This is a genomic window from Caldanaerovirga acetigignens, from assembly GCF_900142995.1.
In the GTDB taxonomy this organism is placed as follows: Bacteria; Bacillota; Thermosediminibacteria; order Thermosediminibacterales; family Thermosediminibacteraceae; genus Fervidicola; species Fervidicola acetigignens.
In genome coordinates this window covers 37,376-52,628 of the sequence record NZ_FRCR01000003.1, presented here as the reverse complement: position 1 = coordinate 52,628, position 15,253 = coordinate 37,376, and the positions used below count along the sequence as shown (strand labels likewise).

General features: G+C 45.2%; 12 protein-coding genes. 11 read left to right on the top strand and 1 reads right to left on the bottom strand.

Annotated features, from left to right (window positions below; translation table 11 throughout):
• The first annotated feature begins 124 nt into the window (after nt 1-124).
• The 7 genes from lon to ligA all read left to right on the top strand — a co-directional run bounded on the left by lon (nt 125) and on the right by ligA (nt 9,564).
• Entirely contained in the window at nt 125-2,443 is a 2,319-nt protein-coding gene (lon, locus tag BUB66_RS02945) for an endopeptidase La (protein ID WP_425291865.1), read from the top strand.
• An 86-nt stretch (nt 2,444-2,529) separates the two neighbouring features.
• Nucleotides 2,530-2,943: an adenine nucleotide alpha hydrolase family protein gene (locus tag BUB66_RS02940; RefSeq protein WP_073254430.1), complete on the top strand. Its 414-nt coding sequence runs from the start codon at nt 2,530-2,532 to the stop codon at nt 2,941-2,943.
• Between the two features lie 73 nt (nt 2,944-3,016).
• Nucleotides 3,017-3,511: a phosphatase PAP2 family protein gene (locus BUB66_RS02935; RefSeq protein ID WP_073254889.1), complete on the top strand. Its 495-nt coding sequence runs from the start codon at nt 3,017-3,019 to the stop codon at nt 3,509-3,511.
• Between the two features lie 44 nt (nt 3,512-3,555).
• The gene (gene pepV, locus BUB66_RS02930) at nt 3,556-4,950 is read left to right on the top strand and encodes a dipeptidase PepV (RefSeq protein ID WP_073254427.1); all 1,395 of its coding nucleotides are present in this window, start codon (nt 3,556-3,558) and stop codon (nt 4,948-4,950) included.
• 24 nt (nt 4,951-4,974) lie between these two features.
• Complete coding sequence (locus tag BUB66_RS02925) at nt 4,975-5,283, top strand: YerC/YecD family TrpR-related protein (RefSeq protein ID WP_073254424.1); 309 nt, start codon at nt 4,975-4,977, stop codon at nt 5,281-5,283.
• 36 nt (nt 5,284-5,319) lie between these two features.
• Nucleotides 5,320-7,506: a DNA helicase PcrA gene (gene pcrA, locus BUB66_RS02920; protein WP_073254405.1), complete on the top strand. Its 2,187-nt coding sequence runs from the start codon at nt 5,320-5,322 to the stop codon at nt 7,504-7,506.
• A 39-nt stretch (nt 7,507-7,545) separates the two neighbouring features.
• Nucleotides 7,546-9,564, top strand: coding sequence for an NAD-dependent DNA ligase LigA (gene ligA / locus BUB66_RS02915; RefSeq protein ID WP_073254402.1), 2,019 nt, complete (start codon nt 7,546-7,548; stop codon nt 9,562-9,564).
• Between the two features lie 33 nt (nt 9,565-9,597).
• Here the strand turns inward: ligA and BUB66_RS02910 are convergent, their stop codons facing one another.
• Nucleotides 9,598-10,359 (bottom strand): ATP-binding protein, encoded by a 762-nt coding sequence (locus tag BUB66_RS02910; protein ID WP_073254399.1) that lies wholly within the window; start codon nt 10,357-10,359, stop codon nt 9,598-9,600.
• A gap of 393 nt (nt 10,360-10,752) precedes the next feature.
• Between BUB66_RS02910 and BUB66_RS12600 the strand changes: the two genes are divergently transcribed.
• The 4 genes from BUB66_RS12600 (at nt 10,753) to BUB66_RS02890 (ending at nt 15,238) form a co-directional block, all read left to right on the top strand.
• Nucleotides 10,753-12,219, top strand: a complete 1,467-nt coding sequence (locus tag BUB66_RS12600) for a peptidoglycan-binding domain-containing protein (RefSeq protein ID WP_073254396.1) — start codon at nt 10,753-10,755, stop codon at nt 12,217-12,219.
• 184 nt (nt 12,220-12,403) lie between these two features.
• The gene (locus BUB66_RS02900) at nt 12,404-13,018 is read left to right on the top strand and encodes a superoxide dismutase (protein ID WP_073254393.1); all 615 of its coding nucleotides are present in this window, start codon (nt 12,404-12,406) and stop codon (nt 13,016-13,018) included.
• Nucleotides 13,019-13,184: 166 nt separating this feature from the next.
• Nucleotides 13,185-13,823, top strand: coding sequence for a cobalamin B12-binding domain-containing protein (locus BUB66_RS02895; protein ID WP_073254390.1), 639 nt, complete (start codon nt 13,185-13,187; stop codon nt 13,821-13,823).
• A gap of 50 nt (nt 13,824-13,873) precedes the next feature.
• A complete protein-coding gene (locus BUB66_RS02890; protein ID WP_073254387.1) occupies nt 13,874-15,238 on the top strand; it encodes an MFS transporter in 1,365 nt (454 codons plus the stop codon).
• Nucleotides 15,239-15,253 lie beyond the last annotated feature (15 nt).

Sequence of the window (15,253 nt, the reverse complement as noted above, 5' to 3'; positions counted from 1 at the left end):
AAGAAGTTAGGGAGAATATAACCCAATTATGTGAAAATATGCAGGGGGAAATTTTGTGAAAAGGGAAAAGAACATAAGAATCTTGCCGCTTCTGCCCCTTAGAGGCCTTCTGGTTTTCCCGAAAATGATACTTCATTTCGACGTAGGCAGGGACAAGTCCATCGAAGCCCTGGAAGAAGCTATGGTGGCTGACGAAAAAATTCTCCTTGTCGCCCAGAAAGATGCAAGAGTAGACTTCCCTGTGCCGGAAGACATATATGCGACAGGGACTGTGGCCAAGATAAAGCAGCTTTTGAAAATGCCGGGAGATACTATAAGGGTGATGGTGGAGGGGCTCAACCGGGCCCGAATAGAAGAATATATAAAGACCGAACCCTTTTTCAAAGTCAGGGTTACCGAAATATTGGAAGATGATATGGAGATTAGCCCGGAAGAAGAAGCTCTCATGCGAAGCATGATGAACCTTTTTGAAAATTACGCTGAATTAAACCACAAGGTGAGCCCGGAAGCTTTGATTTCGATAGGCAATATAAAAAATCCCGGCCGTTTTGCCGATGCCGTAGCATCTCACCTCAATCTGAAAATCGAAGACAAGCAAAAGATATTAGAGACTGTAGATGTTAAAGAAAGGCTCAGAATCCTCTTCGAGATTCTAACAAGAGAAATAGAAATCCTTGAGCTGGAAAAAAAGATTAATAACCGTGTGAAAAAGCAACTGGAAAAATCTCAAAAAGAATTCTACCTCAGGGAACAGATAAAAGCTATACAGCAGGAACTAGGGGAACAGGACGAAAAAACGCAGGAAGCCAACGAGTATCGAAAAAAGATAGAGGCTTTAAATCTTCCGGATGACCTTGAGCAAAAGGTATTAAAGGAAGTGGAAAGACTCGAGAGGACTCCTCCGGTGTCGGCGGAAGTGGCGGTCATAAGAAATTATCTGGACTGGATTGTCGCCCTTCCCTGGAACAACTTTACAGAGGACATCTTGGATGTCAAATCGGCACAAAAAGTATTGAACGAGGGCCACTACGGGCTTGAAAAGGTAAAGGAGCGAATTCTGGAATTTCTTGCGGTAAGAAAGCTCGCGGGAGCCATGAAATCGCCCATACTTTGCCTTGTGGGTCCTCCAGGTGTAGGCAAGACGTCCCTTGCCAAATCCATAGCGAAGGCCATGGGAAGAAAATTCGTAAGGGTGTCGCTCGGCGGAGTCAGGGATGAAGCAGAAATCCGCGGACACAGGAGAACCTATGTGGGGGCGCTTCCGGGCAGGATAATTCAAGGGATGAGACAGGCGGGGACCAAAAACCCCGTGTTCCTGCTCGATGAAGTCGATAAGATGAGCGCGGACTTTAGGGGAGACCCGACCGCTGCTTTGCTGGAAGTGCTTGACCCGGAGCAGAATCACAGCTTTTCCGACCACTACATAGAAATTCCTTTTGACCTTTCGAAAGTATTGTTTATAGCGACCGCCAATACATTGTTTAACATTCCGAGACCTCTCCTTGACCGCATGGAAGTCATATCGATTCCGGGGTATACCGAGTACGAGAAACTTCAAATAGCGAAGTTCCATTTAATTCCCCGGCAGATCGAAGAACACGGTCTAAGTGCCGAGAATATGGTGTTTTCCGATGAAGCCCTAGTGCACATTATCCGCAACTATACGCGAGAAGCCGGCGTGAGAAATTTAGAGCGGGAAATAGCAAGTATATGCCGCAAAGTTGCCAGGTCAGTGGTGGAAGGGGAAAAAAAGTCTGTAGATGTAGATGTTGAGATGGTCGAAAAATTTTTAGGAACTCCCAGGTTCCGGTATGGAGTCGTCGAGGAAACCGACCAAGTAGGGGTGGCGACCGGCCTTGCCTGGACGGAAATGGGGGGCGACATACTGAGTGTCGAAGCTACGGTCATGAAGGGAAAGGGAAAACTGATACTCACCGGTAAGCTAGGAGATATCATGCAGGAATCGGCACACGCGGGATACACCTACGTCAGATCTAAGGCGGCTGAGTTGGGGATAGATGAGGATTTCCACGAAAAGTACGACGTTCACATTCATGTGCCCGAAGGAGCCATACCGAAAGATGGTCCTTCTGCGGGAATAACCATGGCTTGTGCCTTGATTTCCGCCCTTTCAGGACGTCCTGTAGACAGGATGGTAGCCATGACGGGAGAAATAACGCTGCGGGGGAGGGTTTTGCCGGTCGGGGGAATAAAAGAAAAGGTATTGGCAGCCCACCGTGCTGGCATAAAGACCGTGATACTTCCCGAGGAAAATATAAAAGACCTTGAAGAAGTGCCTCAAAACGTAAAGGAAGACCTTTGTTTTGTCTTTGTAAAGACTATGGATGAGGTGATAAAAAGAGCGATAAAACCCATGGGCGATGGCATTACTCCGATGCGGGAAAGTGCGGAAAAAGCAGACGGCCTTTTTATTTCTCAGTAGACTTAGCGTGTTTATTGCTGAAAGTTTTATAATCATAGTATAATAGAATATAGAAGATAATTACACAGAACGAAAGGGGTTTGCCCATGGGTATTATTTTTGACCCCTCGGTGGAGCACAGGATTATGGTGTGCGTGACTCCACAGAAGAGCTGCGAAAGGTTGATAAAAAGGGGGGCGGCAAGGGCAAGAGAGCTAGGAGGGGAGTTTTGCGTAGTATACGTAAATAAATCGGAAGACTTGAACAAGGATTTAAAGCAGCACAAAATATTGTTGGAGCTTTTCGAAATGGCAAAGAATCTGGGAGGAACGGTTTCAATATTGGCAGGGAAAAAGGTATACCAGACTTTGGCAGATTACGCGAGAAATAATAGAATAACCCACATAATCGTCGGCAAATCCCTGCAATCAGCTTTTGGTGTGCAAAAAAACGGCGAAGTAATCAATCCCTTGATAAAAGCCGTTGAGAAGAAAGGCATAATGGTGGAAATAGTGGAGTAGGGGGTCGCCTTTTTTGAGAAGTTTCCTGGGTAAAATTATTGAGGGATTTCATCAAAAGGATAAAAATCTTTTTATGTACCTGAATCAAAGGATAAAATGCAGGCCTTTGGATGCGATAATGCCGCGCATAACCCATCTCGGCGGTGCCACATTTTCAGTGCTTTTGTGTGCCTTTCTTTATATCTTTGGCAAAGAGGAAGCTAGGATAGCTGCAAGCGAAGCCTTTTTCGCCCTCACGGGAAGTCAGGGAATAGTCCAAATCTTCAAAAAGAGCATTTACAGAAAAAGGCCGTATATGGTTTTGCCCAACGTGAACACATTTTGGAGAAAGCTTCTAAAAGACCATTCCTTTCCTTCCGGGCACACGGTTGCGGGCTTTTGTCTGGCTGTAGTATTTTCCCTTTATTTTCCTGCCTATAGGTATGCCATATATTCGCTGGCTACATTGGTGGGATTTTCCAGGATATACACAGGGATGCACTACCCATCCGATGTGCTCAGCGGTGCTTTTCTGGGTACTACATTTGCGTTATTGACGCATGCCATAAAGAAACTTATAGTAAGCTGAAGTTAATTTTTTTATCGCTTGTTAAAAAGGGAGGGGTTTTATTTATGAACATTGAAAAGGCCATAGAACTTAATGGGAAGTCTCTGATAAAATCGGTTTGCGAAATAATCAGGATACGGAGTGTTGAAGAACCGCCGCTTGAAGGGAAGCCTTTCGGAGAAGGAGTGGCACAGGCCCTTGATTATGCTTTAAACCTTGCCAAGAGTTTCGGCTTCAGGACCAAAAACCTGGACAACTACGTGGGATGGGCCGAGTGGGGCGAAGGAGACGAAATGGTGGGGATACTGGTTCACCTGGATGTGGTGCCGGAAGGCTCGGGCTGGACCTACCCTCCCTACGGCGGGGAAATCCACGATGGAAAAATCTACGGCAGAGGGGCATCTGACAACAAAGGGCCTGCCATGACGGCTCTTTATGCTTTAAAAACGTTGAAGGATGCGGGAGTGAAATTCAACCGGCGGGTTAGAGTGATATTCGGTACCAACGAGGAAAGCGGAATGAAATGCATAAAATATTACTTGGAACACGACGAAGAGCCCACCATGGCTTTTTCGCCAGATGCGGAATATCCGATTATAAACGGCGAAAAGGGCATCCTTACATTCTCTTTGACGAGCGATTTTGAAAATGACAGGAAAGCGAAAGAAGGAGGAGTAACGCTCGTCTCCTTGAAAGGCGGCCACAGACCCAACATGGTGCCGGATTATGCTGAGGCAGTTTTGAAGGGTGATACCGCATACATAGAAGAAAGGTTCAGACAATTCAAAGAAAGAACCGGGTACAATATGGAGCTTTCAAAGGTCGATGACAAGTATGCTATTAAATCTCACGGCGTTTCCGCCCATGGAAGCATACCCCACAAGGGGAAAAATGCGGTAATGCAGCTCATAACTTTTCTTTCGGAACTCGACATCGATGATGAAGGACAGCGGCGATTCATTCTTTTCCTGAACGAGAAAATAGGCCTTGATACTACGGGCAGGGGATTGGGAATCGATTTTTCCGACGATACATCAGGGCCGCTTACCTTTAATGTGGGAGTAATCCGGATGGATGAAAAATCCGGCGAGGTCGTCGTAAACATCAGGTATCCCATAAAGTATAAAGGGGAAGAGGTGATTTCGAAAATAAGGGAAAGTCTCATCGAGGGAGTTCGAGTTGAAAAGATATCCGACAATCCGCCCCATTACGTCCCTGAGGATAGCGCTATAGTTAGGAGCTTGAAAGCGGCTTACGAAAAGGTTACCGGAGAAAAGGCCTACTGTTTTTCAATAGGCGGCGGAACGTACGCGAGGATGTTCAAAAACGCGGTGGCTTTCGGACCTGGTTTTCCGGGGAAACCAGAAGTTGCCCACGAAAAGGACGAGTACATCGAGATTGAAGACCTTTTGAAAAACTTGAGGATTTATACCAATGTGCTTTTAGAACTCGTAAGTTAAATTTTTTAATTGTGGAGTGATAAAATGCAACTCCAGAGGTTGGCCGACCCGGCCATTGATAGGCTCTTTGAAGCAATAGCGCTTTTGAGGACGAAAGAAGAATGCTATCGCTTTTTCGAGGATATTTGCACCATTGCAGAAGTAAAGGCCATGGCCCAGCGGCTTCAGGTGGCCGAGATGCTGGAAGCCGGATTTACATATAGCGATATTGCCGAAAAAACGGGAGCCAGCACTGCCACCATAAGCAGGGTCAAGCGTTTTTTGAACTACGGCGCCGATGGCTATAAGATGATTTTGGAAAGATTAAAGGAGCTTGATGAGAAAAAAAAGTAGCGTGGAACCCACGCTACTTTTCTGTAGGAGGTAAAAATGAATTTTTTATCCGAACTAAACGAAGAGCAAAGGAAAGCCGTGACACATCCGGGGGGCCCTCTTCTTGTCCTGGCGGGGGCGGGAAGCGGCAAGACCCGGGTGTTGACATACAGAATTGCTTATCTGATTGAATACAAAGGTGTGGACCCGAGCAGCATAATGGCCATAACCTTTACTAATAAAGCTGCCGAGGAAATGAAAGAAAGAATCGAAAGGCTTATCCCCTGGGCGAAGGGGATGCTGGTCAGCACCTTCCATTCGGCGTGCGTCCGCATTTTGAGGTCAGACATTGAGAGATTGGGCTACAACAGGAACTTCGTAATATTCGACACCCAGGACCAGCAGGTTGTGGCAAAGGATTCCATTAAAGCTCTGGGGCTTGACGACAAAAAATACTCGCCTCAGGCAGTTTTGAATTTTATAGGAAGGGCCAAGGACAGGCTGCTTACGCCACAAGAGTGCTACGACAGGGCAAAGGACATAAGGGAAAAGACTTTGGCTAAGATATACGAACTTTATCAGAAAAAATTGAAAGAGCGGAACGCTCTGGATTTCGACGACCTCATAATGAAGACGGTCGAGCTTTTCAGAGAATGCCCCGAAGTTCTTTACCATTACCAGACGAAGTTCAAGCACATACTGGTAGATGAATACCAGGACACAAATAGAGCACAATACGTTCTGGTGAAGATGCTGGCCGAAAAACACAGGAACCTGTGCGTTGTGGGGGACGACGACCAGAGCATATACAGCTTCAGAGGTGCGGATATCCGGAATATCCTGGACTTTGAAGAGGATTTTCCGGATGCTACTGTCATAAGACTCGAACAAAATTACCGTTCGACTCAAAACATTCTCGATGCGGCAAACAACGTGATAAGCCACAATTTGGGCCGGAAAAAGAAGAATTTATGGACCGAAAACGGCAAAGGTGAAAAAATTTATCTTGTCACGCTGGAAAACGAGCATGAAGAGGCGTTCTTCATTGCCCGGGAAATAGAAAAGCTGGTCAACGCGCGGAAATTCAACTTTAAAGATTTTGCGGTGCTCTACCGAACCAATGCCCAGTCCCGCGTGCTGGAAGAGATGATGGTTAAGATGGGACTCCCCTACAAGATAGTGGGAGGTCTGAAATTTTATCAGCGGAAAGAAATAAAAGACCTACTGGCATACCTGAGGGTTGTGGCAAATCCTTCGGATGATGTGAGTCTTTTGAGAATTATAAACGTGCCTCGAAGGGGTATAGGCGAGGCTACAGTCTACGAACTGAAAAGGGTAGCGGAGGAAAATGAAAGGTCCGTATATGACATAATAAAAGAGGAGGCTTACAATTTCTCGTCGAGAGTATCTGCAAAACTTAAGAATTTTGTGAGCTTAATTGATGATTTTATAGAAAAACAAAATTCGCTTTCTATTCCGGAATTGATAGCTTATATTCTTGAAAAAACGGGATACATCGAAGAACTTGAAGCCGAGAATTCACCGGAGGCCCAGAGCAGGATAGAAAACCTGAAAGAAATGGTAGGTGTGGCCGAAGAATTTGAGAGGAAATATAAAGGAGCAAGCCTCCAGGATTTCCTCGCCGAAATTGCCCTGGTCTCCGATGTGGACGAGCTTGACGATAACAAAGATGCGGTGGTTTTGATGACACTCCATAGTGCGAAAGGCCTCGAGTTTCCCGTGGTTTTCTTAAGCGGCATGGATGAGGGTATATTCCCGCATTCCAGGTCGATGTTCAATGAAGATGAGCTGGAGGAAGAGCGAAGACTTTGCTATGTAGGGATAACCAGGGCCAAAAAAAGGCTTTACCTGACAAGAGCGTGGAGGCGAAATCTCTACGGCAACACCTCATTTTATTCGGCGTCAAGGTTCATCGACGAGATACCGGCAAGGCTTTTAAAGGAAATCGGTTCTGAAGATGATACTTTAGAGGAGGATAATGGAAAGACAAAAAAAGCAAAAACTGTGGTGCACTTCAAGCCTGCGATAAAACAATCATCAGAAACAGAGAAGCGAAAGGAGTTAAAATTAAACCCCGGCGACAGGGTGAAGCACTCCAAATGGGGTGAAGGTGTGGTAACTGCCGTATACGGTAAGGGAGAAGATGCGGAAATAGCGGTGAATTTTGCATCGGAAGGGACAAAACGCCTCATATTAAAGTACGCTCCTCTTGTGAAGATATAAAATGACAAAATGAAATTCTTCTATGAGAGGATGGAGTGTATGAAAAAGTCAGAAGCCGAAAAAAGGATAAAGGAATTGAGGGAGCTCATAAACTATCACAACAAGCAGTACTACGTATACGATAGCCCCGTGATTTCCGACGCGGAGTATGACAAATTGATGAGGGAACTAGAAGAGCTCGAAAGAAAGTTTCCCGAACTGGTAACGCCTGACTCTCCCACCCAGCGGGTTGGGGGAGAGCCTCTTCCCTATTTTACACAGGTGGTTCACCGCGTCCCCATGATGAGCCTTTCCAACGCTTTCGATGAAGGGGAACTGAGGGACTTCCACAGGAGGGTTACGGAAGTTGTAGGAAATGACGTGGAATATGTGGTGGAACTTAAGATAGACGGACTTGCGGTTTCGATAACTTACGAAAACGGCATCTACAAAACCGCTGCCACCAGGGGTGACGGCGAAGTAGGGGAGGATGTAACCCAAAACGTAAAGACTATAAAAAGCGTACCGCTTAAGCTTGATTTTCCACCCGATAAAAGCCCGGCTATTCTTGAAGTAAGAGGCGAGGTGTACCTGCCGAAAGAGGACTTCAGGAAATTGAACGAAGAGAGGGAAGAACAAGGGCTTGCGCTCTTCGCAAACCCTAGAAATGCGGCGGCGGGCTCTTTGAGACAGCTTGACCCAAAAGTTACGGCCAAAAGGCCCCTTTCCATTTTCATATATGGCTTGGGTTATGTAGAAGGGATAGAATTTAAGACCCACTATGAAGCTCTCCAGTTCTTCAAAAAGATAGGCCTGCGGGTAAATCCTCACATAGTGCTTTTCGATAAATTCGACGACGTCGTGGACTACTGCGTCAGTTGGAACGAAAAGCGCCACGAACTGCCCTACGAGATTGACGGGATGGTCATTAAAGTTAATTCCCTCGAGCAGCAAAGGCTCTTGGGTTCGACCGCAAAAAGCCCCCGTTGGGCTATAGCTTATAAGTTTCCTGCCGAACAGAAGACAACGGTGATTAAGGACATAATCGTAAGGGTTGGCAGGACGGGAGTGCTGACCCCCACCGCGGTTTTGGAGCCAGTAAGGATAGCCGGGTCTACGGTGAGCAAAGCCACATTGCACAATGAAGACTACATAAGGGAAAAAGACATAAAGATAGGTGATACAGTCATAGTCCACAAGGCCGGCGATGTGATTCCCGAAGTGGTGGGAGTTGTAAAAGAAAAGCGCACGGGGAAAGAGCGGGATTTCGAAATGCCCAACCGCTGCCCTGAGTGCGGTTCAGAAACAGTCAGGCTTCCGGGAGAAGCAGCGTACCGCTGCACCAACAGCGCCGGCTGTCCAGCCCAGATAAAAAGGAGCATCGAGCACTTCGCCTCCCGGGATGCCATGGACATAAGGGGGCTCGGCCCGGCCATAGTTTCACTACTGATATCGCAGGGGCTTATTAAGGATGCCGCTGACCTATACTACCTGAAGCGGGAGGACCTCCTTCCCTTAGAGCGCATGGGAGAAAAATCTGCCGCCAATCTGCTTTCTGCTATAGAGGAAAGCAAAAAAAGGCCTCTTGACCGGGTGATATACGCTCTTGGAATCCCCTTCGTGGGTTCCAGGACGGCGTCGCTTCTGGCCGATGCCTTCGGCTCGATGGAGGAGCTTGAAAAAGCTACCTATGAGGACCTGATAAAAGTTCCCGAAATAGGCGAGAAGATAGCAGAAAGTATCCTGGCGTTTTTCAGACAAGAGCAGACAAAAGCTCTCATTTCCCGCTTGAAAGCCGCCGGGGTCAACATGGAAGCAAAAAAGAAGAAAGAGGGGCCAAAGCCTTTAGAAGGACTTACCTTCGTCCTTACCGGGGCCTTGGAGAAATATACAAGGCAGCAAGCTACCGAACTAATAGAAAAACTCGGCGGTAAAGTAACCGGCAGCGTGAGCAAAAAGACCGACTATGTGGTAGTAGGAAAGGACCCGGGGTCCAAATACGAAAAAGCTCTGAAGTTGGGAATAAAAATCCTGAATGAGGCAGAGTTCGAGGAACTTCTAGAAAAAGGGAGAGAGTGATTAAAAAGAGCCATCTAGCTTATGGATGGCTCTTTAATTCTTTCTATCTCCCTTAATTCCTATTTCCACCATGTTCAGCGGTATATCTTTCCCGGAAAGATTTAACGCTTCTTCAGCAATTTTCACCAGACCGTAGCAGCAGGGTACTTCCGCATGGACAACGGTTACACTTTTTATGTGGTTGCGCTTGAAAATTTCTGCAAGCTTTTTTACATAGTAGTTGCCGTCATCGAGTTTGGGGCAGCCTATGACCACACTTTTGCCCTTTAAAAGTTCCAGGTGATAGTTGGGGTATGCAAAAGGCACGCAGTCTGCGGTTACCAAAAGGTCGGCCCCGTCGAAGTAAGGAGCGTCCACGGGCACCAGCATGAGCTGGACCGGCCAGTTCGAAAGCTGGGACTTGATTCTAATGGAGATATCGCCTTCGGAAAAGGATTTTTCCGGGACTTTTACGTTTTCTTTTGCGTTGGAACTTTGTTTTAAATCTATCACCCGGCTTCCAGGGCATGAAAATCCGTGATGGATATGGGTATGCACCTGGAATTCAGATTTGTTGCGGGAAAGGTGTTTCTTTACTGCCTCTTCGTCAAATTCTTCGGCTTCTCTTTCGATGATGGTAATGGCGCCCCTCGGGCACTCGCCAAGGCAGGCACCCAGCCCGTCGCAATACTTATCCGAGACGAGCCTTGCCTTTCCGTCTATAATCTGTATGGCACCTTCGGCGCAGGCCGGAACGCAAAGCCCGCAGCCGTTGCACTTTTTTTCATCGATATGAACTATTTTCCTTATTGCCATGTTCGAAACCTCCCTAATATCACGTGAATTTAATTTTATAATAGCAGGTTCTGTAATGTAATTCTGTGATTTAACTCACATTAGCTTTGACTAAACCTGATTATCTGACGTGATTTAACTAAATGCGTCGCACTAAAATCATTGAACCAATCTTCAAATACAACAAGTACAAAACTGCTTCGGCAAATACCCTGACTAGAGAAATCAATGTGCCGCATTTGATATTGCAATTTAACACCTGCTTTTATAAATGTAAACGTAAAAAATTTATTGAAATTTACACTTGTATATATTATAATATTGGCAAAAGTGATTACTTGAACAATTAATTTCCAGATACAGCCCATTTAACTAGCGGGCTGTATCTAAAAAACATTAAAAAGGGGGTCTTGTATGAATAAAAAATTATTTGCTGTAGCCCTTTTGGTACTCACCGCATTTATCGTATCTATTGTTGCACCGGTGCAGGTAGCAAAACTTTTCAAAGTTGACGCAGTATCGGCTGCTACTGATTCGTCGAATGATAAGCCTGCAGAAAATAAAACGCAAACGATGCCTGCCAAAACCAGTCAACCTGCAGCGGCTAAGACTGCCACGACTAAAACGACCTCCACTGCGGTGACTAGTGTAACTGGAATCAAAAGGCTCTTAGCTTACGGCTCTGTAGGACAGGATGTCAAATTGCTGCAGACATTGCTCAACCAGCATGGTTATAAGTTAAAGGTAGATGGGATATTTGGGCCTAAGACATTAGCTGCTGTAAAGGATTTTCAGAAAAAGAACGGACTTAAGGTGGACGGAATAGTAGGTCCCAAAACTTTAGCAAAATTGGCTCCCAAAGTAGCTGCATCAACTGAAAAACCGGCAACTCCACCTGTCCCGCAAGTTCCTGTGCAGACCCAGAAAGTTGCAGTAAAAATAGGGAAGGTTGATTATGCAGCCCATGGAACCAAGTGCTACACAGTTGCAGTAGCAGCTGTGGCTGGCGACAAGATAGTGGCTGCCTATATAGACGACTATCAGTTTATGAGCAAGGACGTAGCTAAAGGAGTACCCAATATGGATCAGGAATTTGGGACTTACGTGAAGGAAGGGTATGTACTCGCATCGAAGCTCACGAATGCTGATTATTACAGCAACAACATGAGGACGAGGGGCGGCGCGACTAAGACCGTAAGTGAGAACTTTGGCGGAATAGTGAAGTTTGTAAAGGGCAAGACCATAGCTGAACTCGAGGCTATGCTCGCGAGCAACGATAAGGAACAGATGAAGGAAAAAGTCGATGCAGTAACCGGAGCTACGCTCGAAGATACTTATGGCTACGTGAAGGCTATAGTCGAAGCTGCGAAAGTAGCAAATGCAGCGCCCGATGCGGATGCGATGCTGGTGGAAGAAAAAGATTTGGCAAATTTGAAGATCGGTAAGATAGATTATGCTGCTCATGGAACCAAGTGCTTCACCTTTGCGACTGCAGTTGTTTTGGGCGACAAGATAGTGGCTGCCTACATAGACGACTATCAGTTTATGAGCAAGGACGTAGCTAAAGGAGTACCCAATATGGATCAGGAATTTGGGACTTACGTGAAGGAAGGGTATGTACTCGCATCGAAGCTCACGAATGCTGATTATTACAGCAACAACATGAGGACGAGGGGCGGTGCGACTAAGACCGTAAGTGAGAACTTTGGCGGAATAGTGAAGTTTGTAAAGGGCAAGACCATAGCTGAACTCGAGGCTATGCTCGCGAGCAACGATAAGGAACAGATGAAGGAAAAAGTCGATGCAGTAACCGGAGCTACGCTCGAAGATACTTATGGCTACGTGAAGGCTATAGTCGAAGCTGCGAAAGTAGCGAAATAAAATCAGTCGGGAAATGAGAAAAGGTGGTTGATAGGCTTAAGCCTATCGGCCACCTTTTTTTATTTTATACTTTTCAGCTTTTGCCTCGAAGTATTGGAACGATGATGAGAGCCGGTGTATATCATTAATATAGGAAAACATAGATAAAATCTCAGACTTTATGAAAGCAAAGGATGGTGACAGCATGATTAAAAGTGATAATAATTTACGCCCACTTCCTCTAAATCCACGGCTGCTCATTATGCCAGGCTTTACTGAGCGCCAAATCCTTGAACATTACGAAGTGCTGTATAAAGGCTATATCAACAGGGTAAACGAGATCAGAAAACTTCTTCTTTCAGCCGACCGGAAAGATGCTAATGCGACTTATAGCTATTTTCGCGGGTTAAAAAAAGGGGAAACTTATGCAATAGACGGGGTTTTACTTCACGAACTTTATTTTGAAAACCTTGGTGGTCCCGGTGGGATGCCTCATGGAGAGCTAATGAGACAGATAGCGAAGGACTTTGGTTCTTATGATGCATGGCTCGAGGACTTCAAAGCTACAGGTATGGCAGCTCGAGGGTGGGCTGTTTTAGTTTACGACAGAAGGAGCGGTAAGCTTATCAATTATCTTTTAGATGCCCATGACCACGGTGTTGTTCAGGGTGCGGAGGCTGTTTTGGTTCTAGACGTTTACGAACATGCATATTTTATTGATTATGGAACTAGAAAAGCCGATTATATAAGGGCATTTATGAACAATGTAGATTGGAAAGTAGCGGAGAATAGATTTAATAGAATAAAAAATCTCCTGTAAATATGCGAGGACATCCCCGCATTTTTTTATATAAATAATAATGCACGAATTGTATTATAAAAATTAAAAAATAGATATATAAGAATATCTTGACATTTTACAATAGTATATATATACTAAAAGTACCGAGACTTGTATATACATATATAAAAGAGGGGGGTTTACTATGATAGATTTAAATGAATTGATCAAAGCCATAGGAGAACTAGATGAAAACACCGCGATAAAAATTCTGGAAGATTTCATCTCTGGCAATCCCACACAAGAAGAGGCTCAGAGAGTAGTGGAGGCGTGCCAAAGAGGAATGGAGATAGTTGGAGAAAAATTTGAATCAAAGGAGTACTTTGTGGGAGACTTAATTTTCGCGGGAGATTTGCTTGCAAGGGCTATAGAGATGCTAAAGCCATACATAGGCACAAAAGGCAAAAAAGGCTCGGGGAAAATAGTTTTAGGGACGGTGCAAGGGGACCTTCACGACATAGGCAAAAACATATTCAAAAGCATGGCGGAAGCTGCAGGATTTGAGGTTCATGACCTTGGAATAGACCAGCCTCCTGAAAACTTTGTAAGTAAAGTAAAAGAAGTAAAACCTCAAATAGTAGGGTTAAGTGGACTCCTTACGCTGGCTATCGAGTCTATGAAAAAGACCGTGGATGCCCTATCGGAAGCGGGGCTTAGAGACGGCTTAAAAGTTATAATTGGTGGAAATGCGGTAAATGGCGAGGCCTGTGCGTACATAGGGGCTGATGCATGGACCATCAACGCCGCCGAGGGTGTAAAGTTTTGTAGGGAGTGGGTCGGCTAAGGGGATTATTTTGTTAAGATGTACTTTTTAAAAACTAAGGGGGGTACTTTATGCTCGGTGGCCAAGGGGCGGTACCTAATAAGGTTATAAATAGTTATGCGTTAGTAGATTTTACTTTCAACCTAATGATGATGGTTGCAGTCACCTATTATGCTTATTTTTTGACCGATGTTGCTATGATTGAAGCAGCCTTTATGGGAACTATCCTTCTCATCGCCAGGATTTGCGACATGATTTCTGTTCCAATAACTGGGGGAATCATACAAAACTCCCATCTAAAATGGGGCAAGTATAGGTCGTGGATTTTAATAGCACCTCCTTTTACCGCCACTTTTTTCATCCTCATGTTCACAAACCCTCCATTAAATCAGATAAGTAAGGCCGTATTTCTCGGAGCGTGTTATGTTGTTGCCCATGTCTGCGTGAATTTTGCCTACAACGGCCACATAAGCATGATGAGCATTCTAGGAAGAACCCCGCAAGACAGGCTCAGACTCTCCCAACGAAAAATGCAATTCATGACAGCATCCAGTCTCGTTTTTTCCTTAACCTGCATGCCCTTAATAAATTTATTAGGAAGGGGCAATGAAGGAAGAGGATTTTTCCTCACCGTAGCTTTGTTTGCCTTGATACAGGTGCTCGGATATTGGAACTTATTCCGCCAAAGTGAAGGCTACGATGTCTATGAAAAAGACAAAGCAGCAATTAAGGGTAGCACTAAGGCTTCGGCAGGAGAGATGTTTGTGAACATGCTTTCCAATGGTCCGCTGATGGCGCTTTTTGTGAGCGGGATCATCGGAAATACCAGCTTGTTTGTCATCTCTTCGCTGCTCACTTACTATTACAAGTATGTTGCCGGGAATCTGGGCATGATAACGATCCACCTTACGAGTCAGTCTGTGTTTAGCTTTTTGGGAAGCTTAATAGCTCCGTTTATTGTGGCAAAACTTGGGAAAAGGTCCACATTTATATTTGCTTCCTTGTTAAACCCGGTCCTTTACACAATACTTTTTCTCTCGGGAGGAAGAAATCCATACTTGTTTATTGCTTTAAGCAGCATTGGCGCTTTTTTAGGAGCAAGCAGCATGTCGATAGGCCCTGCGCTTTATGTAGATACTGCTGAATACGGCAAGTGGAAAACAGGGAAAGACCTTACTGCTTTCATAATGTCCATGTCTGCAATGCCTATAAAAATTGGGGTTGCTTTGAGTGGCGCTGTAGTGGGTTATGGCCTTGCTATAATTGGATATAATCCCCTTGCTGAACCTACAGAAGCTTTGATACGAGGGATTATAAACCTTGTGACTTTAATACCTATATCCTGTGGGTTAACTGCTGCTATAATTTTCATACTCTTTTATAAGCTAACCGATGAGAAGGTAATGGAAATTATGAGTGCAAACCAGGTGAGATAAATTATTAAGAAGGCA

Coding starts and splice junctions, on each gene's coding strand:
- pcrA (WP_073254405.1), top strand. CDS start 5,320: ATGAATTTTTTATCCGAACTAAACGAAGAGCAAAGGAAAGCCGTGACA.
- lon (WP_425291865.1), top strand. CDS start 125: ATGATACTTCATTTCGACGTAGGCAGGGACAAGTCCATCGAAGCCCTG.
- BUB66_RS02890 (WP_073254387.1), top strand. CDS start 13,874: ATGCTCGGTGGCCAAGGGGCGGTACCTAATAAGGTTATAAATAGTTAT.
- BUB66_RS02925 (WP_073254424.1), top strand. CDS start 4,975: ATGCAACTCCAGAGGTTGGCCGACCCGGCCATTGATAGGCTCTTTGAA.
- BUB66_RS02940 (WP_073254430.1), top strand. CDS start 2,530: ATGGGTATTATTTTTGACCCCTCGGTGGAGCACAGGATTATGGTGTGC.
- BUB66_RS02895 (WP_073254390.1), top strand. CDS start 13,185: ATGATAGATTTAAATGAATTGATCAAAGCCATAGGAGAACTAGATGAA.
- pepV (WP_073254427.1), top strand. CDS start 3,556: ATGAACATTGAAAAGGCCATAGAACTTAATGGGAAGTCTCTGATAAAA.
- BUB66_RS02935 (WP_073254889.1), top strand. CDS start 3,017: ATGTACCTGAATCAAAGGATAAAATGCAGGCCTTTGGATGCGATAATG.
- BUB66_RS02900 (WP_073254393.1), top strand. CDS start 12,404: ATGATTAAAAGTGATAATAATTTACGCCCACTTCCTCTAAATCCACGG.
- ligA (WP_073254402.1), top strand. CDS start 7,546: ATGAAAAAGTCAGAAGCCGAAAAAAGGATAAAGGAATTGAGGGAGCTC.
- BUB66_RS12600 (WP_073254396.1), top strand. CDS start 10,753: ATGAATAAAAAATTATTTGCTGTAGCCCTTTTGGTACTCACCGCATTT.
- BUB66_RS02910 (WP_073254399.1), bottom strand. CDS start 10,359: ATGGCAATAAGGAAAATAGTTCATATCGATGAAAAAAAGTGCAACGGC.